This is a genomic window from Neisseria sp. P0004.S004, from assembly GCF_051963335.1.
GTDB lineage: Bacteria > Pseudomonadota > Gammaproteobacteria > Burkholderiales > Neisseriaceae > Neisseria.
The window spans coordinates 71575-89499 of sequence record NZ_JBQCUK010000005.1 but is presented as its reverse complement, the minus strand read 5'-3'; the positions used below and the strand labels follow the sequence as shown (position 1 = coordinate 89499).

General features: G+C 47.4%; 15 protein-coding genes. 13 read left to right on the top strand and 2 right to left on the bottom strand.

All coding sequences use genetic code 11. The annotated features are described in order from the left end of the window. The first annotated feature begins 153 nt into the window (after positions 1–153). The 5 genes from gatC to ACTHRY_RS05755 all read left to right on the top strand — a co-directional run bounded on the left by gatC (position 154) and on the right by ACTHRY_RS05755 (position 5373). Positions 154–444 (top strand): Asp-tRNA(Asn)/Glu-tRNA(Gln) amidotransferase subunit GatC, encoded by a 291-nt coding sequence (gene gatC / locus ACTHRY_RS05775; RefSeq protein ID WP_003685110.1) that lies wholly within the window; start codon positions 154–156, stop codon positions 442–444. A 150-nt stretch (positions 445–594) separates the two neighbouring features. Continuing rightward, a complete protein-coding gene (gene gatA, locus ACTHRY_RS05770; RefSeq protein ID WP_049322897.1) occupies positions 595–2043 on the top strand; it encodes an Asp-tRNA(Asn)/Glu-tRNA(Gln) amidotransferase subunit GatA in 1449 nt (482 codons plus the stop codon). 96 nt (positions 2044–2139) lie between these two features. Next, positions 2140–2760: a trimeric intracellular cation channel family protein gene (locus tag ACTHRY_RS05765; RefSeq protein ID WP_036490436.1), complete on the top strand. Its 621-nt coding sequence runs from the start codon at positions 2140–2142 to the stop codon at positions 2758–2760. 98 nt (positions 2761–2858) lie between these two features. Then, positions 2859–4289 (top strand): Asp-tRNA(Asn)/Glu-tRNA(Gln) amidotransferase subunit GatB, encoded by a 1431-nt coding sequence (gatB, locus tag ACTHRY_RS05760; RefSeq protein WP_049322898.1) that lies wholly within the window; start codon positions 2859–2861, stop codon positions 4287–4289. Between the two features lie 79 nt (positions 4290–4368). After that, on the top strand, positions 4369–5373 hold the full coding sequence (locus tag ACTHRY_RS05755) for an FAD-binding oxidoreductase (protein WP_049322899.1): 1005 nt from the start codon (positions 4369–4371) through the stop codon (positions 5371–5373). Between the two features lie 239 nt (positions 5374–5612). Here the strand turns inward: ACTHRY_RS05755 and ACTHRY_RS05750 are convergent, their stop codons facing one another. After that, on the bottom strand, positions 5613–7721 hold the full coding sequence (locus ACTHRY_RS05750; protein ID WP_049322900.1) for a LysM peptidoglycan-binding domain-containing protein: 2109 nt from the start codon (positions 7719–7721) through the stop codon (positions 5613–5615). 156 nt (positions 7722–7877) lie between these two features. Between ACTHRY_RS05750 and ACTHRY_RS05745 the strand changes: the two genes are divergently transcribed. The 5 genes from ACTHRY_RS05745 (at position 7878) to ACTHRY_RS05725 (ending at position 12845) form a co-directional block, all read left to right on the top strand. Beyond that, on the top strand, positions 7878–8537 hold the full coding sequence (locus ACTHRY_RS05745; RefSeq protein WP_049322901.1) for a class I SAM-dependent methyltransferase: 660 nt from the start codon (positions 7878–7880) through the stop codon (positions 8535–8537). Between the two features lie 44 nt (positions 8538–8581). After that, on the top strand, positions 8582–9409 hold the full coding sequence (mutM, locus tag ACTHRY_RS05740) for a bifunctional DNA-formamidopyrimidine glycosylase/DNA-(apurinic or apyrimidinic site) lyase (protein WP_049322930.1): 828 nt from the start codon (positions 8582–8584) through the stop codon (positions 9407–9409). 64 nt (positions 9410–9473) lie between these two features. After that, positions 9474–10259: a 1-acylglycerol-3-phosphate O-acyltransferase gene (locus ACTHRY_RS05735; protein WP_049322902.1), complete on the top strand. Its 786-nt coding sequence runs from the start codon at positions 9474–9476 to the stop codon at positions 10257–10259. Positions 10260–10448: 189 nt separating this feature from the next. Continuing rightward, positions 10449–11186: a redoxin family protein gene (locus ACTHRY_RS05730; protein WP_003747251.1), complete on the top strand. Its 738-nt coding sequence runs from the start codon at positions 10449–10451 to the stop codon at positions 11184–11186. Between the two features lie 252 nt (positions 11187–11438). After that, positions 11439–12845 (top strand): dihydrolipoyl dehydrogenase, encoded by a 1407-nt coding sequence (locus ACTHRY_RS05725; protein WP_049322903.1) that lies wholly within the window; start codon positions 11439–11441, stop codon positions 12843–12845. 80 nt (positions 12846–12925) lie between these two features. Here the strand turns inward: ACTHRY_RS05725 and ACTHRY_RS05720 are convergent, their stop codons facing one another. Continuing rightward, positions 12926–14056 carry a PilT/PilU family type 4a pilus ATPase gene (locus ACTHRY_RS05720; RefSeq protein ID WP_049322904.1) on the bottom strand — a complete coding sequence of 377 codons (1131 nt, stop codon included), beginning with the start codon at positions 14054–14056 and terminating at the stop codon, positions 12926–12928. Between the two features lie 203 nt (positions 14057–14259). On the opposite strand from ACTHRY_RS05720, the gene ACTHRY_RS05715 reads away from it, so the two are divergent. From ACTHRY_RS05715 to lepB, 3 genes are all read left to right on the top strand, one after another. Then, positions 14260–14961 carry a 5'-methylthioadenosine/adenosylhomocysteine nucleosidase gene (locus tag ACTHRY_RS05715; protein ID WP_049322905.1) on the top strand — a complete coding sequence of 234 codons (702 nt, stop codon included), beginning with the start codon at positions 14260–14262 and terminating at the stop codon, positions 14959–14961. A 132-nt stretch (positions 14962–15093) separates the two neighbouring features. Beyond that, positions 15094–16887, top strand: coding sequence for a translation elongation factor 4 (gene lepA, locus ACTHRY_RS05710; RefSeq protein ID WP_002226499.1), 1794 nt, complete (start codon positions 15094–15096; stop codon positions 16885–16887). Next, positions 16887–17906, top strand: coding sequence for a signal peptidase I (gene lepB, locus ACTHRY_RS05705; RefSeq protein ID WP_049322907.1), 1020 nt, complete (start codon positions 16887–16889; stop codon positions 17904–17906). Before lepA ends, lepB begins: the two co-directional genes overlap by 1 nt. The last annotated feature ends 19 nt before the right edge of the window (positions 17907–17925 follow it).

Here is a 17925-nt window from a genome sequence, read left to right as displayed (position 1 = left end):
TTTAAGACGGATAAATGCGCCCTTAAAAGGCCGTCTGAATCAAAACACCATGCCAACCTGTTTGGTTTTCGGTTATAATTCTTCGCTTCATAGAAGACGAAATGCAATGATACCCTAAACCCAAGGTGCATTGCTATCAGACAAGGATTTTTTATGGCTTTAAGCTTAAATGATGTGGAAAAAATCGCAAAACTCTCGCGCCTCACTTTAACGGACGAAGAAAAAAACAAAACGCTTGCCGAGTTGAACGACATTTTCGCTATGGTTGAAAACATGCAAAGCGTCAATACTGACGGCATCGAACCCATGGCGCATCCGCACGAAGCCGCTTTGCGCCTGCGCGAAGATAAAGTGACTGAAACCGATCACGCTGCCGAATATCAGGCTGTTGCCCCTGAAGTGCGCAATCGCCTGTATATCGTTCCTCAAGTGATTGAAGAATAAGGTTTCAGACGGCCTTTGCTTATCGGCAAGCCCCTATTGCAAGGCCGTCTGAAAGGATACTTTGTTCAGACGGCCCGATTTATTGATTTAAACGGATGTTTTCAATATCTGTTTTGAAAGCAAAAACTGTTTTATAGAAAGTACGGCACAATGACCGCTTACACGCTCAAACAAGCCAGCAGCCTGCTGCAATCCAAACAAATTTCCGCAGTCGAATTGGCGACCGAATATTTGGCCGCTATTGCTGCGAAAAATCCTGCCATCAATGGCTATGTGACCATCGATCAAGATAAGACCCTTGCTGAAGCCAAAGCAGCCGATGCGCGTATCGCAGCCGGTAATGCAACGGCTTTGACCGGTGTGCCGGTTGCTTACAAAGATATTTTCTGCCAAACAGGTTGGCGCAGTGCATGCAGCTCCAAAATGTTGGATAACTTTGTGTCTCCTTATACTGCCACTGTGGTGCAAAACCTGTTGGATGCCGGCATGGTTACTCTTGGCCGTACCAATATGGACGAATTTGCCATGGGTTCGACCAATGAGACTTCGTTCTACGGTGCAACCAAAAACCCATGGAATCTTGAGCATGTTCCCGGCGGTTCGTCAGGCGGTTCGGCTGCCGTGATTGCAGCGCGTTTGGCACCGGCTGCCTTGGGTTCGGATACCGGCGGTTCCATCCGTCAGCCTGCATCGCATTGCGGCATTACCGGTATCAAGCCGACTTACGGTACGGTTTCACGCTTCGGTATGGTTGCTTATGCTTCCAGCTTCGACCAAGCCGGCCCTATGGCGCAAACGGCCGAAGACTGCGCGATTTTGTTGAACGCCATGGCCAGCTTTGACGAGCGTGATTCCACCAGTTTGGAACGCGACAAAGAAGATTACACCCGTGATTTGGATAAGCCGCTCAAAGGGTTGAAAATCGGTTTGCCTAAAGAATATTTCGGCGAAGGCGCGGATGCCGATGTTCAGACGGCCTTGCAAAACGTGATTGATTTACTCAAAGCCCAAGGTGCGGAGACTGTTGAAGTTTCCCTGCCGCAAACATCATTGTCAATTCCTGCTTATTACGTTCTCGCCTCCGCTGAAGCAAGTACCAACTTGTCCCGTTTCGACGGCGTACGTTATGGCCATCGTGCGGCGCAATTCAGTGATCTTGAAGAAATGTACAGCAACACCCGTGCCGAAGGTTTCGGTAGCGAGGTCAAACGCCGTATCATGATCGGTACTTATGTATTGAGCCATGGTTACTACGATGCGTACTACCTGAAAGCGCAAAAACTGCGCCGTCTGGTTGCCAATGATTTTCAGACGGCCTTTGGTCAATGTGATTTCATTTTGGCGCCGACTGCACCGACTGCTGCGCCGAAACTCGGCAGCGACATCCACGATCCTGTGCAAATGTACTTGTCCGATATTTACACCATCGCCGTGAACCTTGCCGGTTTGCCTGCACTGACCCTGCCTGCCGGTTTCAGTGCAAACGGTCTGCCGATTGGTGTGCAATTTATCGGCAACTATTTCTCCGAAGCCAAAATTTTGGGTGCCGCACATCAAGTTCAACTGAACAGCGATTGGCACACCAAAACGCCGGAATAATGTTTTAGGGCCTTGATGATTCAAGGCCGTCTGAAAATAAACCATAAAAAGCGCCTGAATCATTTAGGCGCTGCAAATTATAGATATTTAAAAATCATGACAACCACCGACTTCATCCAAATCATTGGGACAGCCGCGTTTGCCATTTCCGGCTATTTGGTCGGCTACAACAAGCGATTGGATGTGCTCGGTGTCGTCATTACCGCGTTGCTGACGGCTGTCGGCGGCGGCATGATACGCGACGGCTTGGTCGGCCGGATTCCGCAAGTGTTTTTGCAAACCGATGCGCTGATTGTTGTGTTTGCCACACTGGCCATTGCATGGTTGGTAAGGGTGCAACGCTATCGCAGCACCTACTTGGCCGCTGCTTTTATTATTGCCGATGCCATCGGTTTGGCTGCGTTCAGTATTACCGGCGCACAAATCGGCATGGCTTTGCAGCTTAATCTGTTCGGCGTTATTTCTTTGGCTTTTGTGACTGCCGTTGGCGGCGGTATTGCACGCGATATTTTGGTCAATGACGTGCCGATGATTTTGCGTACCGACCTTTACGGCAGCGTGGCCATTTTGATTGGCGGACTGATTTATCTGTTCGGGCGTTTGGGCTGGATTAATATTTTTACGTTAAACCTGCTCTTTGCCGGCGGCTTGTTGTTTCGCCTGACTGCATACCGTTTCCATTGGCAACTGCCCGGTTTCCAACGCCGCAGGAAATAAACTTATCTTACAGACGGCCTGTTATGTTTTTTATTCAGGCCGTCTGAAAACGAATCATTCATTTAACCGATTAACTTTTTTTCGACAGAAAGACCCTTATGACTTGGGAAACCGTAATCGGACTGGAAATCCACGTCCAACTCAACACCCAATCCAAAATCTTCAGCGGCGCATCCACTGCATTCGGTGCCGAGCCTAATGCCCATGCCAGCGTGGTTGAGTGTGCGTTGCCGGGCGTATTGCCGGTAATGAACCGCGAAGTCGTCGAAAAAGCCATCAAACTCGGTTTGGCTTTGGATGCGAAAATCAATCAGAAAAACGTGTTCGACCGTAAAAACTATTTCTATCCTGATTTGCCGAAAGGCTATCAAATCAGCCAGTTGGATTTGCCGATTGTTGAACACGGCAAACTGGAAATCGTAGTGGGCGACGAGGTTAAAACCATCAATGTTACTCGTGCGCACATGGAAGAAGATGCGGGTAAATCCGTACATGAAGGTTTGAACGGTGCCACCGGTATCGACTTGAACCGTGCCGGTACGCCTTTATTGGAAGTTGTCTCCGAGCCTGAAATGCGTTCCGCAGCCGAAGCTGTGGCGTATGCTAAAGCGTTGCACGGTTTGGTAACGTGGCTGGATATTTGCGACGGCAATATGGCGGAAGGCTCGTTCCGCGTCGATGCCAACGTTTCTGTACGTCCAAAAGGCCAGGCCGAGTTCGGTACGCGTCGAGAAATTAAAAACCTCAATTCTTTCCGCTTCTTGGAGCAAGCCATCAATTATGAAGTGGAAGCGCAAATCGAAATTTTGGAAGACGGCGGTAAAGTACAGCAGGCAACCATGCTGTTTGACCCTGAAAAAGGCGAAACCCGTGTGATGCGTTTGAAAGAAGATGCGCACGATTACCGTTATTTCCCAGATCCGGATTTGCTGCCTGTCATTATTTCAGACGGCCAATTGCAAAAGGCCAAAGAGCAAATGCCTGAGTTGCCGCATGAAATGGCAGCGCGTTTTGTTGCCGATTACGGCGTGTCCGACTATGATGCGCGCCTGTTGACTGCGAGCCGTGCTCAAGCTGCCTATTTTGAAGAAGCTGCCAAAGCCTGCGGCCAAGGTAAATTAACGGCAAACTGGATGAACGGCGAGCTTGCCGCCACCTTGAACAAAGAAGGTTTGGAATTGGCTGAAAGCCCGATTACGGCTTCACGCCTTGCCGAGTTGGTTGCCAAAGTTGCGGACGGAACATTGAGCAGCAAACTGGCGAAAAAAGCTTTTGAAGCGATGTGGGCTGAGCCTGAAGCAGGTATTGCCGAAATCATCGAAAAACATGGTTTGCAACAGATTACCGACACTGGCGCAATTGAAGCGATGGTGGATGAAGTGTTGGCAAACAATGCGAAAGCCATTGAGCAATTCCGTTCCGGTAATGAAAAAGCCTTAAATGCGATTGTCGGCCAGGTGATGAAAGCAAGTAAAGGCAAGGCCAATCCGGCTCAGGTTCAAGAGTTGATTAAAGCCAAATTGGCTTGATAGATAGGACAGGCCGTCTGAAAACAGGTTTTATTTTCAGACGGCCTTTGTTTTTGATAATAAATTTATTCTAAATACCATGACACATACCATTACCTTACCAGATCAAACTACATTTACGGCGAATGAGGACGAAACGGTTCTTGCTGCTGCAACCCGTCAGAATTTAAATTTGCCTCATTCTTGCAAAAGCGGTGCCTGCGGACAGTGTAAGGCTGAGTTGATTAGTGGCGAATTTGAAATGGGCAAGCATATTGATAAAGCCATCAGTGAAGAAGAAAAAGCGCAGGGCAAAGTGTTATTGTGCTGTACCACTGCGAAGAGCGACCTCAAAATCAATGTGCCAGGTTTTAATCAAAATGCTTTGCCGGTACGCACATTGCCGGCACGTATTGAAAACATTGAAATTAAACACGATGTTGCTTTGCTCAAACTGGCTTTGCCTAAAGCGCCGCCATTTGCATTTTATGCCGGGCAATATATTGATTTGCTGCTTCCCGGCAATATCAGCCGCAGCTATTCAATCGCCAATTCGCCTGATCAAGAAGGCATTTTGGAACTGCATATCCGCAACCGTGAAAACGGCGTGTGCTCAGAAATGATTTTTGGGGCAGAGCCTAAAATCAAAGAGAAAGGCATTGTCCGTGTCAAAGGGCCATTAGGTACATTCACTTTGCAACAAGACAGCAATAAACCGATGATTTTGTTGGCAACGGGTACAGGTTATGCCCCTATTCGCAGTATTTTGCTTGATTTGATTCGTCAGAATAGCGAGCGTCAGGTTCATTTTTACTGGGGAGCACGTCAACAGGCGGATCTGTACGCATTAGAAGAAGTCGAAGCATTAATAGGCCGTCTGAAAAATGCAAAATTTTCGCCGGTTCTTTCTAAGCCTGATTCCGATTGGAAAGGGGAGAATGGATACGTGCAAAACGTTGCCGCACAAAATTATCCTGATTTGAGCCAATATGAAGTTTATGCTTGCGGGTCACCAGCCATGACGGAGAGTGCGCAAAGTTTGCTGACTCAAAAATGCGCTTTACCGGAAGCTGCCTTCTTCTGTGATGCTTTTTCACCGGCATAGGAATATATTTTACGGAATTCATATGTTTGAATATGGATGTTAAGAGTAGAGTCTGACGGTAATCCGTTTGAGAAAGAGGGTGTTTTTACACACTCTCTTTTCTATATAGTAATTTTCAAAAAATATTTTTATCTTAAAGAGAAGGCTATTCTGTTTGTCATCAAACATTAACTTGATTATCTATCATAAAGAAAAAGGCCGTCTGAATCTTTCAGACGGCCTTTGTTTTAAAGCTAATATTAGCTACCAATCAGTTTCAAACGTTGACCGGGAGATACAGTACGGGTATTGCGGTTCCAACGACGGATATCGTTAATATCAACATTGAAACGGCTGGCGATGGTGTTCAGGGTATCGCCTTTACGTACAGTGTAGGAAACGTTTTGAACCGGGTTGCTGCGGACTTTTGCCGGAGCGGCTGTAACACGGAGGATTTGGCCTTTTTTGATATTGTTGCCTTTGATGTTGTTGGCAATAATCAAATCGGCTACGCTCAGGTTATAGCGTTTGGAGATGTTAAACAACGTATCGCCATCTGCCACACGGTGTGTACCTGCTTCAAGTGCTGCTGTTTGTGTGTTTTGCTGACCGCTTACACGGGCAAGACGCGCATTGATGCGGCTTTGTTGTTTAACGGTATTGGCTGCGATACGTGCGGCACGAGCGCTTTCGGCGGTAACAACAGTTTGAACTTGTTTGTTCTCCGGTGTGGCCTCGGCAACAGTCGCTGAAGATTCCTCTGCCGGTCGGCTTTGTACCAATGCCATCAGGTCGTCATGCTCTTCTAGAACCGGTGCAGTAGCAACAGATTCAACTGCTGGAGTAGTGGCTGCATCGTTTGCGGCAACAGTCGGTGCGGTCAAGTCTGCAGGGATGGCTGATTTGGGCGCTTCTGCAACATTTTTAGCAACGGTCTCGGTAGTCGCATGGGTCATGGCTGTAACTGGGGCGGCCACTTCCACATTTGCAACTTGAGGTTGGGCTTTAGTTTCTGTTACCGCTACGGAATTAACGTTTTCAGCTTTGCTGCGTGCAATAAAGTCAACCGGTTTGCTGGATTGTGGAACAACAGGTGCAACAATATTGGTCACGGTATTTTGAGCGACTTTAACCGGTTCTACTGCGTTGGAAGCAATAATCGGAGACATGGCCGGCATATTGGATTGGTAAGTATCCGGCGTATTGTCTTTATCGATGAAGTTAATGATGTCCTGGCTTTGGCTTGCTGAATTTTTAGCCACCAAAATGCTGCGGCCTTCAGAAACAGCGCTACCGCTCAGGCCGTTGAGGCGTTTGAGTTCGGCAACGCTCATACCGGTATCGTTGGCAATGGCATTCAGTTTTTTGTTACCCAAAGAAGTATAAATATCCCAAGACATCAGGGTATCCGGGTTGGCATTGCGGTAGTTCTTTTCAAATGTGGAAACCGCAGCAACCGGCAACAACAGACGACGGTTGTTTTTAGGGATGAATACAGGCGCATTGAAACCCGGGTTGAGTGCCAACAATTCGCTTTCGCTGATGTTTGCAAAGCGGGCGATTGTGCTGTTATCAATAGGTTTGTCGATGCTGATAGATTTGAAATACGGCTGGTTGCTGATTTCGCTGATATTCATGCCGAAGGTTTGCGGATTGGCAACGATATTGCGGACGGCCAAAAGTTTGGGAACGTAATTGCGTGTTTCGTTCGGCATACGCAGGTTTTCGTATGTCGGCTCCAAACCTTGCGCGCGGGCGCGGTTGACGGCACGTCCGACATTGCCTTCGCCCCAGTTGTAAGCGGCAAGCGCCAAAGACCAGTCGCCGAACATGCCGTGCAGGTATTGCAGGTAGTTCAATGCGGCATCGGTAGCGGCGTAAATATCGTGGCGGCCATCATACAAAGGTGTCTTTTCCAAGCCGAAATGGCGGCCGGTAGCCGGCATAAATTGCCACAGGCCGGATGCGCCGACGTGTGATTTGGCTTTGGTTACGAATGCGCTTTCAATGAAAGGCAGCAAAGCGATTTCGGCGGGCATATTGCGTTTTTTAACTTCATTGGCAATATGGTACATATAAGGTTTGCTGCGTGAGATGGTGCGGTCGAAATATGCGCTGTTTGCAGCAAATTTGTTTTCATGGCGGCGAACCAGTTCTGTGTTGACTTCGTTGATGCGGAAGTCTTTACGCAACGATGCCCATAAGCTGCCGGAGCCGAAGGTTTGTGCTTTGGCTTGGTCGAGCAGGGCGGAGTTGAGGCGCATCATGGCCATGCCGACTTGGTTGGGTGTAGCGTTTTGTGCGTAGGCTGTGGCGGAAACCGCCGACAGGCTTGAAACGGTCAGAGCGATGGTTTTTAGTTTTGCCATAGTAAATAAAGTTATCAAATATATAATAAAATTTCGTCTTTTTGATAGTATCGTTTCAGCATTTAAACGTCAAGTCGAGCAGGGAATTTGCTTGTGTGATGTGGCCGTGGTGTTAAAATTCTGTCACACAAGTCGGGATGCATAGGGGAGCCTTGAATGGAAGTTTTTTTTATGCAAACGCCAATGGGGCAATATCTTGCTCAAAAAGAGGCGGATTTTTTCAGACGGCATTTGCAGTATTTGAATAGGCAGGTGGCGGTTCAATTGGGCGGTGTGTGGCAGAGGCCGTCTGAAAACATGATTGTAGTGCCCCGCGATGTGCGGATGGATGCTGAAATGTTGGCATTTGAAACACATTCCGTGGATGTATTATTGATGCCTCATCTTTTGGAAGTTTCATCTGCGGATTTGGTGTTGCAAGAAGCGTTTAGGGTATTAAATTCTGAAGGAAGGTTGATTTTGACGGGGTTCAACCCTAAATCTTTGTGGGGATTGAGCTCTTGGTTTGATGGGGAAAAGCTGCCTTTGAAATCTCAATGCTTGGCTCTGGCCGAGTTGAAACGAAAAATTGCGGATATTGGTTTTGAAATGGAATATGGGCAGTTTATGGATTATCTGCCTGCTGTGAATTCGCCTTCTGCTTTGAAGTTTTGGCGGTTTATGGAAAAGGCGGGGGATAGGTGGTGGCCGCAGTGTGCGGCGGTTTATGGGATGGTATTAACGAAACATTTGATTGGTGTCCATCCTTTGCCTGAATTGGAATCTGCATTTGATGGCAATACGGTTGCTTTAAGTACGGCACGTTTGGCCGAATAGTTCTCAGACGGCCTGTATATTAATGATAAATTTGGAGAATAATGATGCCTGAATTACCTGAGGTGGAAACGACTTTACGCGGGATAGAGCCGCATATTGATGGCAAAAAGATAGCAAAAGTCACTATCCGCCAGTTTAAATTGAGATGGCCTATTCATCCAAACTTGGCGCAAATTTTGGCCGGCCGCAAAGTTTTGGCATGCAACCGGCGTGCGAAGTATTTGATTATTACTTTTGAAACGGGTATTTTACTTATTCATTTGGGCATGTCCGGCAGTTTGCGGATTTTTACCGCCGATGATGATCGTATCGCTACGCCGGATAAACACGATCATTTGGATTTTGTATTTGATGACGGTACCGTATTGCGTTATCACGACCCGCGTAAATTTGGTGCGGTATTGTGGTATGAAGGTATTGCCGAACATCATCCTCTGTTGGAAAAACTGGGGCCGGAGCCGCTCTCGGAGGCGTTTGATGCAAATTACCTGTATCAGAAATTGAAAACGCAGAAGCGTGCGGTCAAATTGGCGCTGATGGATAATGCGGTGGTGGTTGGCGTTGGCAATATTTATGCGAATGAAAGTCTGTTTAAGGCGGGTATTTCGCCATTGCGTCCGGCGAATAAGCTGACCAAGAAAGAATGCGCATTATTGGTGGAAACCGTTAAAGCGGTTCTGCAAAGGGCGATTGAAACCGGCGGCAGTACGCTGCGGGACTTTGTCAATAGCGATGGAAAAAGCGGCTACTTTCAGCAGGAATATACGGTCTATGGCCGCCACAATGAGCCTTGTGTCCAATGTGGCGGGTTGATTTTTAAAGAAACTTTGGGGCAGCGTGGAACATTTTATTGTCCAAATTGCCAGAAATAGTTTCAGACGGCCTTAAATGTCAGAGGCCGTCTGAAAATAATGAACACAATACAGAAGAAATTTTATGTCTAAACAAAAAGCTCCTTTTTTAAAACGACTGGGCAGGCTTTGCCGTTTGGCGGCTTGGTTGTTCCGAACCGGCCGGAATTTGCGTGCCATCGATGGCAATAATGCAGAGGAACGCAATCATGCTGTGGTTGTTTTGGGAAAAGGTGCGTTGGATGCTTTGGATATCGAATTGGAAATCGGCGTACCGCCTCAAGGAAATGTGAGCGGTACATTGGTAGTGGCTAACCATGTGTCTTGGTTGGATATTTTTGCCATGAGCGCCGTTTATCCGAGCAGTTTTATTGCCAAGCAGGAAATCAGCGGTTGGCCGGTTTTGGGAAAAATGGGTAAAAATGCCGGCACGGTGTTTATCAACCGCAATTCCCGCCGAGATATTGAGCCGATTAATCAGGCGATTTGCGCGGCATTGAAAGCAGGACAGAATGTCAGCTTTTTCCCTGAGGCGCGCACTTCTTCCGGCTTGGGTATTTTGCCGTTTAAAGCAGCCCTGTTTCAATCGGCAATTGATGCGCAAGCGCCGATTCAGGCAGTAACTTTGCGCTATTATGATGGCGAAGGACAACGGACGGACTTGCCGTCTTATGCGGAGGTAAACCTGTTTCAGTCTTTGTGGCGTATTGTTTCTATGAAGAAAATCCGTATCCGTTTGGATTTCTCGCCTCAGTACAAACCGACAGATATGCCGGATAAAGACCGCTATGCTTTGAAAGATATTGCGGAAAAAGCCATCGGTGAGATTGTGGCTTCGGATTCCCCCGTTCAACCTTTACCTAAAAAATAATTTCGGTCAGGTACTTGTTTTCTTTCAGATAGCCTTTATTTAGTGATTTAGCTGTTTTCGGTTGGGTTAAATTGATAGTTTAATATAATTAATATTATTTGAACTATAAATTATACAAATCGATAGGCCTGCATTATAATACAAGCATTGATTCATTTCTCTAACCCAAATTTTTAAAGGAGCTTAAAAATGGCTTTGCAAGATCGTACCGGTCAAAAAGTACCTTCCGTAGTATTCCGCACTCGTGTCGGCGACACTTGGAAAGATGTTTCTACTGATGATTTGTTCAAAGGCAAAAAAGTAGTCGTGTTCTCTCTGCCTGGCGCATTTACTCCGACTTGTTCTTCTTCCCACCTGCCACGCTACAACGAATTGTTTGGCGCGTTCAAAGAAAACGGTGTTGACGCTATCTACTGCGTATCTGTAAACGACACTTTCGTTATGAACGCTTGGGCTGCTGAAGAAGAAGCCGACAATATCTACATGATCCCTGATGGCAACGGTGAATTCACTGAAGGCATGGGCATGTTGGTTGGCAAAGAAGACTTGGGCTTCGGCAAACGCTCTTGGCGTTACTCCATGCTGGTTAACGACGGCGTGGTTGAAAAAATGTTTATCGAACCTGAAGAACCAGGCGATCCTTTCAAAGTGTCTGACGCTGACACTATGTTGAAATACATTGCTCCTGACTGGAAAGCTCAAGAGTCTGTTGCCATCTTCACCAAACCTGGCTGCCAATTCTGTGCTAAAGCTAAAAAAGCGCTGCAAGACAAAGGCTTGTCTTACGAAGAAATCGTATTGGGCAAAGATGCAACTGTTACTTCCGTTCGCGCTATTACCGGCAAGATGACTGCTCCTCAAGTATTCATCGGCGGCAAATACATCGGCGGCAGCGAAGACTTGGAAGCTTACTTGGCTAAAAACTAATTGCCTGTATGCTTGAGACGGTTTGAAAAGGCCGTCTGAAAGATAAAATATAGAGTTATTCAGACGGCGTTTACAATTCGGCGTTCTGAATAACTCTATATTCGCAAGTAGAATTTGAGATTATTGTTTTAAATCGATATTTAAGAATTTGCTATTAATATTCATTCTTTGATAGTTTATAAAAATTCTGCCGTCTGAAAACAGATAACCTGATGGTAATATCGGTTTGGATATAGACAGTAAGGATAAAATATGAAAAAGATTCAAGCAGATGTGGTGGTACTGGGCGGCGGTACAGCCGGTATGGGCGCATTTCGCAATGCTCGCCTTCATACAGACAATGTTTACCTGATTGAAAACAATGTATTCGGAACAACTTGTGCGCGCGTGGGCTGTATGCCCTCTAAACTCTTGATTGCCGCCGCAGAAGCGCGCCATCATGCTTTGCATACCGATCCGTTTGGCGTACATTTGGACAAAGACAGCATCGTCGTCAATGGCGAAGAAGTCATGCAACGCGTTAAATCCGAACGCGACCGTTTTGTCGGTTTTGTGGTCAGCGATGTAGAAGAGTGGCCTGCCGACAAGCGTATTATGGGTACGGCAAAATTTGTTGACGAACATACCGTCCAAATCGATGATCACACTCAAATTACTGCAAAAAGTTTTGTGATTGCCACCGGTTCGCGTCCTGTGATTTTCCCTCAGTGGGAAGCTTTGGGCGATCGCTTGGTTGTAAACGATGATGTTTTCTCTTGGGATACTTTGCCTAAAAGCGTGGCCGTGTTCGGCCCAGGCGTTATCGGTTTAGAGTTGGGTCAGGCTTTGCACCGTTTGGGCGTGAAAGTTGAGATTTTCGGCGTAGGCGGAGCCATCGGCGGCATTTCTGACCCTGTTGTCGCTGAAGAAGCCAAAGCTGTGTTTGGCGAAGAGTTGGCTTTGCATCTGGATGCTAAAACCGAAGTTAAACTGGATGCGGAAGGCAATGTTGAAGTTCATTGGGAACAAGACGGCGAAAAAGGTGTGTTCGTTGCCGAATATATGTTGGCAGCCGTAGGCCGCCGTCCGAACGTGGACAATATTGGTTTGGAAAACATCAATATCGAAAAAGACACGCGCGGCGTGCCCGTTTCCGATCCGCTGACCATGCAAACCAGCATTCCGCATATCTTTATCGCAGGCGATGCGTCCAATCAATTGCCTCTGCTGCATGAAGCTGCCGACCAAGGTAAAATTGCCGGCGACAATGCGGGCCGCTATCCGAATATCGGCGGTGGTTTGCGTCGCAGTGTAATCGGCGTGGTGTTCACCAATCCGCAAATTGCCTCTGTCGGCTTGAAATATGCACAAGTTGCGGCGAAATATCAACCTGACGAGTTTGTAATCGGCGAAGTTTCCTTCCGAAACCAAGGCCGCAGTCGCGTTATGTTGGTAAACAAAGGCCATATGCGTTTGTATGCCGAAAAAGCAACCGGCCGTTTCATTGGTGCGGAAGTTGTCGGCCCTGCTGCCGAACATTTGGCACACTTGATGGCTTGGGCGCATCAAATGAAAATGACGATTCCGCAAATGTTGGATATGCCGTTCTACCATCCGGTGATCGAGGAAGGTTTGCGCACTGCATTGCGTGATGCCGATGCAAAACTGAAACAGGCTTGATTATTTGATGAAATAAAGGCCGTCTGAAACCCGTAATGAGGTTTCAGACGGCCTTTTTTTATGCCTTGAAGCTTTTACTTTTAAATCAATTCTAAATCCGGGCCGGCATTTTGTGCACGACGGCTTCGTAATTGAATGTCTAGGCGTAAATCGTGTGCGGAGTCGGCATTTTTAATAGCGTCTTGATAGCTGATATCGCCGTTTTCATACAAATCATACAAAGCCTGGTCAAAAGTAATCATGCCCATGCCGGTTGATTTTTTCATCATTTCTTTGATGTTGTGGACTTCGCCTTTTCGAATCAAGTCGGCAATAATGGGCGAATTGAGCAAAACCTCGACAGCCGCTACGCGTCCCCGTCCGCCTTCGCGGGGAATCAGGCGTTGTGAAATAAAGGCTTGCAGGTTGAGCGATAAATCGGTTAGCAATTGGTTACGGCGCTCTTCGGGGAAGAAGTTGATGATGCGGTCGAGCGCTTGGTTGGTACTGTTGGCGTGCAGTGTTGCCATACACAAATGGCCGGTTTCCGCGAAGGAAATGGCGTAGTCCATGGTCTCGCGGTCGCGGATTTCGCCAATCAGGATAACATCCGGCGCTTGGCGCAGGGTATTTTTCAATGCAATCGGCCAATTTTCGGTATCTACGCCGATTTCGCGTTGGGTGATAATGCAGTTTTTATGTTGGTGGATAAATTCAATCGGGTCTTCGATGGTGATAATGTGGTCGAAGCTGTTTTCGTTTCGATAGTCGATAAGGGAGGCGAGGGAAGTGGACTTGCCCGAACCTGTACCGCCGACAAAAATAACCAGACCGCGTTTTCTGAGGGCGATGTCTTTCAGAATCGGCGGCAGATTGAGCGTTTCAAATTTAGGGATATTGCTGGTAATGGAGCGGAACACCAAAGCAGTTGCGCCGCGTTGAACCATGGCATTGACACGGAAGCGGCTGGTATCGGGCAGGCTGATGGCGAAGTTGCATTCGTTGGTGGTAGAAAATTCTTCGATTTGTTTGGAAGACATAATCGAAAAAGCGATTTCCATACATTTTTCAGCGCTTAACGGCTCATCGGTCAGCCGCATGATTTTGCCGTCCACTTTCATGGCAGGCGGGAAATTAGTGGTAATGAAAAGGTCGGAGCCTTTGTATTTGTTCATGTGGCGTAGCCAAGTGAACAATTCTTCTTTTGTGCCCGGAGTATTTTCGTCAAACATAAGAATTCAGATAGTTAATGTTAAGTTATTTTATTGAAAATAATTATAACAGAAGCAATCATTATTTGCTGTTTTGCCGCTAGAGCAGCTATCTGTTTTAAATTGAGTGTCGTGCTGGGAATATAGCAGATTTTTCAGCATCCCTGTGATTTTAAATTCTGCTGTTATAATGTTGCCCGATTAGTGAACGGAAAGGTAACAAGATGTCAGTACAAACAATTGCCGTGGTCGGCGCAATGGAACAGGAAATCGAGCTTTTGCGTGAAAGCATGGACGATGTCAAGCATGTGTCCTTCGGTAAATTTTCGGCTTATGAAGGCGAATTGGCCGGAAAACGCATGGTTTTGGTTTTGAGCGGTATCGGTAAGGTCAATGCGGCGGTTTCGACTTCTTGGGTCATTCATCAGTTTGCACCGGATTGCGTCATCAATACCGGCAGCGCAGGCGGTTTGGGCAAAGGGCTGAAGGTTGGCGATGTGGTCATCGGCGAAACTGTGGCGCATCATGATGTTGACGTAACGGCTTTTGGTTATGTTTGGGGGCAAGTGCCGCAACTTCCTGCCGTGTTCGCATCGGATTCAAACTTGATTCGCCAAGCAGAAAAGGCAGCACAAGTGTTTGAAGGTGCGGCCGTAACGCAAGGCTTGGTCGTTAGTGGCGACCGTTTTGTACACAGCAGCGAAGGTGTTGCGGAAATCCGCAGTCATTTCCCAGAAGTCAAAGCAGTGGAAATGGAAGCTGCGGCAATTGCGCAGACCTGCCATCAGTTGGAAGTGCCTTTTGTGATTATTCGCGCGGTATCCGATTCGGCAGATGAGAAAGCGGACATCAGCTTTGAAGAGTTTTTGAAAACGGCGGCCGTCAGCTCGGCGAAGATGGTAACTGAGATTGTCAAATCGCTATAAAATCATGCAGAAACGTTGAATTTCCGTTAGAATACGGAACGATTCAACCTTATTCTAAGGCCGTCTGAAAACCGAATCCCTGTTTTTTCAGACGGCCTTTCAGCCTTTAATTGTATTTATCTTAATAACAATATGAAAAACATACGGAATTTCTCCATTATTGCCCACATCGACCACGGTAAATCGACGCTTGCCGACCGTTTTATCCAATACTGCGGCGGTTTGGATTTGCGCGAAATGAGTACGCAGGTGCTCGACTCCATGGACATCGAAAAAGAGCGCGGCATCACCATTAAAGCGCAAACCGCCGCGCTCAACTATAAAGCACGCGACGGGCAGGTGTATCAGCTTAACCTGATTGATACTCCGGGACACGTCGACTTTTCTTACGAAGTCTCCCGTTCGCTGTCGGCTTGTGAAGGTGCGCTTTTGGTCGTGGACGCGTCTCAAGGCGTGGAAGCGCAAACTGTGGCGAACTGCTATACCGCGATTGATTTGGGCGTGGAAGTCGTGCCTGTTTTGAACAAAATCGACCTGCCCGCCGCCGACCCCGAACGCGTGGAACAGGAAATCGAAGACATTATCGGCATTGATGCGGTCGGCGCGGTGCAATGTTCTGCCAAAAGCGGCATCGGCGTGGAAGACGTTTTGGAAGAAATCGTTGCCAAAATTCCTGCGCCGACCGGCGATGAAAACGCGCCGTTGCAAGCAGTTATCGTCGATTCGTGGTTTGACAACTACGTCGGCGTAGTTATGCTGATTCGTGTGAAAAACGGCACCATCAAGCTGAAAGACAAAGTGCGCTTTATGAGCACTAAGGCAGAAACGCAGGTTGAGCAGTTGGGTGTATTCACGCCGAAATCGGTTCAAAAACAAGAACTCAAAGCCGGCGAAGTGGGCTTTCTGATTACCGGTGTGAAAGAATTGGGACAGGCAAAAGTCGGCGATACGGTTACTTTGGTTGCCAACCCCGCTTCTGAGCCGCTGCCCGGCTTCCAAGAAGTGCAAAGCCAAGTATTTGCAGGCCTTTATCCGGTGGAAAGCCACGACTACGAAGCCTTGCGCGACGCTTTGGAAAAATTGCAGCTGAACGATGCTTCACTGAAATTCGAACCTGAAGTTTCTCAGGCATTGGGCTTCGGCTTCCGCTGCGGTTTCTTGGGTCTGCTGCACTTGGAAATCGTGCAGGAACGCTTGGAGCGCGAGTTTGACATGGATTTGATTACCACCGCGCCGACGGTGGTTTACGAAGTCGTGTTGAAAAGCGGCGAAAAAATCGAAGTCGAAAATCCGTCCAAACTGCCCGACATCGGCAGCATCGAAACCATTCTTGAGCCGATTATTACTGCGACCATTCTTGTGCCGCAGGAGTATGTCGGCAACGTCATGACTTTGTGTAACCAAAAGCGCGGCGTGCAAGTCAATATGCAATATATGGGTCGTCAAGTCATGCTGACTTACGATTTGCCGATGAACGAAGTCGTGATGGACTTTTTCGATAAACTCAAATCCACTTCGCGCGGCTATGCTTCGTTGGACTACCATTTCAAAGAGTTCCAACCGTCTGATTTGATTAAGCTTGACATTATGGTCAATGGCGAAAAGGTTGATGCCTTGAGCCTGATTGTTCACCGTCAAAGCGCCGTTCACCGCGGTCGTGAGCTGGCATCAAAAATGCGCGAACTGATTCCGCGCCAGATGTTTGATATTGCCGTACAGGCTGCCATCGGCAGTCAGATTATCGCCCGTGAAAACGTCAAAGCCCTGCGTAAAAACGTTTTGGCGAAATGTTACGGCGGTGATATTACGCGTAAGAAAAAACTTCTCGAAAAACAAAAAGCAGGTAAGCGCCGCATGAAACAAGTGGGCAACGTGGAAATCCCGCAAAGCGCATTCTTGGCGATTCTGCAAGTGAGTGATAAATAATGAGTATAAATCTGACTTTAGGCGCAATCGTTGTGCTGCTGGCCGGCTTGGTTCTCAACTTCAAAAGCAGCAAAGAGCGTCAGGAAAACGGCGAATGGAGCTCCGGCCTGCAATGGAGTTACCTCCTGTGCATGGTCGGCGTATTCGGCATTTTGTCTGAATTTATGAGCTTTACCGCCGTATTGCTGGTGTTTGTCGTGTTTACCGGCATTGTTTGGGCAATCCATAAAGGCCGTCTGAAAAAAAGTGAGACCGGCGAAGACAATGCGCATTTTACCGACTATATGGGCGGATTTTTCCCCATCATCTTGGTTATCTTTGTATTGCGCAGCTTTATTGCCGAGCCGTTCCAAATTCCGTCCAGCTCCATGCGTCCTGGCTTGGTCAAAGGCGATTTTATCTTGGTGAACAAATTCTCTTACGGTATCCGCCTGCCGATTTTGAATAAGGTCATTATCCCTGTCGGTAACATTGCCCGAGGCGATGTCGTGGTGTTCAATTATCCGCTTCAGCCAGAGATGAATTACATCAAACGTATCGTCGGTATTCCAGGCGACGTTGTGGAATATCGTGATAAGGTTTTGACTGTTAACGGTGAAATTATTCCCGAAAAACCAAACGGTAATTATCAATACGCAGATGATACGGATCCGTCTATGATTCATACGCTTGAGCGTTTTCAGACGGCCTTGAACGGCAAAAACTTTGATGTGGTCAAAGAAGCCGGTCAACCTTCCGTATCCATTGCCGTATTGAACAAATACACCTCCGAAGTGATGCCTGAAAGCAATTACTCGCTTGAAACAAGCGGTTTGGAAAATTGCGAATACGCAGAAGACGGCAATGGCTTTATCTGTAAAGTTCCAGAAGGCCGTTATTTCGCGATGGGTGACAACCGCGACAATAGTGCCGATTCTCGTTACTGGGGATTTGTCGATGACAAACTGATCGTCGGTAAAGCCTTCTTTGTTTGGATGAACTTTGGCGAACTTAGCCGTATCGGTACCAGCATCCAATAAGCAATAAACAGATTAAAAG

Bases quoted from the DNA above. Each gene is read 5' to 3' on its own strand.
- ACTHRY_RS05765 (WP_036490436.1), top strand. From the start codon at position 2,140: ATGACAACCACCGACTTCATCCAAATCATTGGGACAGCCGCGTTTGCC.
- gatB (WP_049322898.1), top strand. From the start codon at position 2,859: ATGACTTGGGAAACCGTAATCGGACTGGAAATCCACGTCCAACTCAAC.
- ACTHRY_RS05725 (WP_049322903.1), top strand. From the start codon at position 11,439: ATGAAAAAGATTCAAGCAGATGTGGTGGTACTGGGCGGCGGTACAGCC.
- ACTHRY_RS05715 (WP_049322905.1), top strand. From the start codon at position 14,260: ATGTCAGTACAAACAATTGCCGTGGTCGGCGCAATGGAACAGGAAATC.
- mutM (WP_049322930.1), top strand. From the start codon at position 8,582: ATGCCTGAATTACCTGAGGTGGAAACGACTTTACGCGGGATAGAGCCG.
- gatC (WP_003685110.1), top strand. From the start codon at position 154: ATGGCTTTAAGCTTAAATGATGTGGAAAAAATCGCAAAACTCTCGCGC.
- ACTHRY_RS05750 (WP_049322900.1), bottom strand. From the start codon at position 7,721: ATGGCAAAACTAAAAACCATCGCTCTGACCGTTTCAAGCCTGTCGGCG.
- ACTHRY_RS05720 (WP_049322904.1), bottom strand. From the start codon at position 14,056: ATGTTTGACGAAAATACTCCGGGCACAAAAGAAGAATTGTTCACTTGG.
- ACTHRY_RS05730 (WP_003747251.1), top strand. From the start codon at position 10,449: ATGGCTTTGCAAGATCGTACCGGTCAAAAAGTACCTTCCGTAGTATTC.
- gatA (WP_049322897.1), top strand. From the start codon at position 595: ATGACCGCTTACACGCTCAAACAAGCCAGCAGCCTGCTGCAATCCAAA.
- ACTHRY_RS05745 (WP_049322901.1), top strand. From the start codon at position 7,878: ATGGAAGTTTTTTTTATGCAAACGCCAATGGGGCAATATCTTGCTCAA.
- ACTHRY_RS05755 (WP_049322899.1), top strand. From the start codon at position 4,369: ATGACACATACCATTACCTTACCAGATCAAACTACATTTACGGCGAAT.
- ACTHRY_RS05735 (WP_049322902.1), top strand. From the start codon at position 9,474: ATGTCTAAACAAAAAGCTCCTTTTTTAAAACGACTGGGCAGGCTTTGC.
- lepB (WP_049322907.1), top strand. From the start codon at position 16,887: ATGAGTATAAATCTGACTTTAGGCGCAATCGTTGTGCTGCTGGCCGGC.
- lepA (WP_002226499.1), top strand. From the start codon at position 15,094: ATGAAAAACATACGGAATTTCTCCATTATTGCCCACATCGACCACGGT.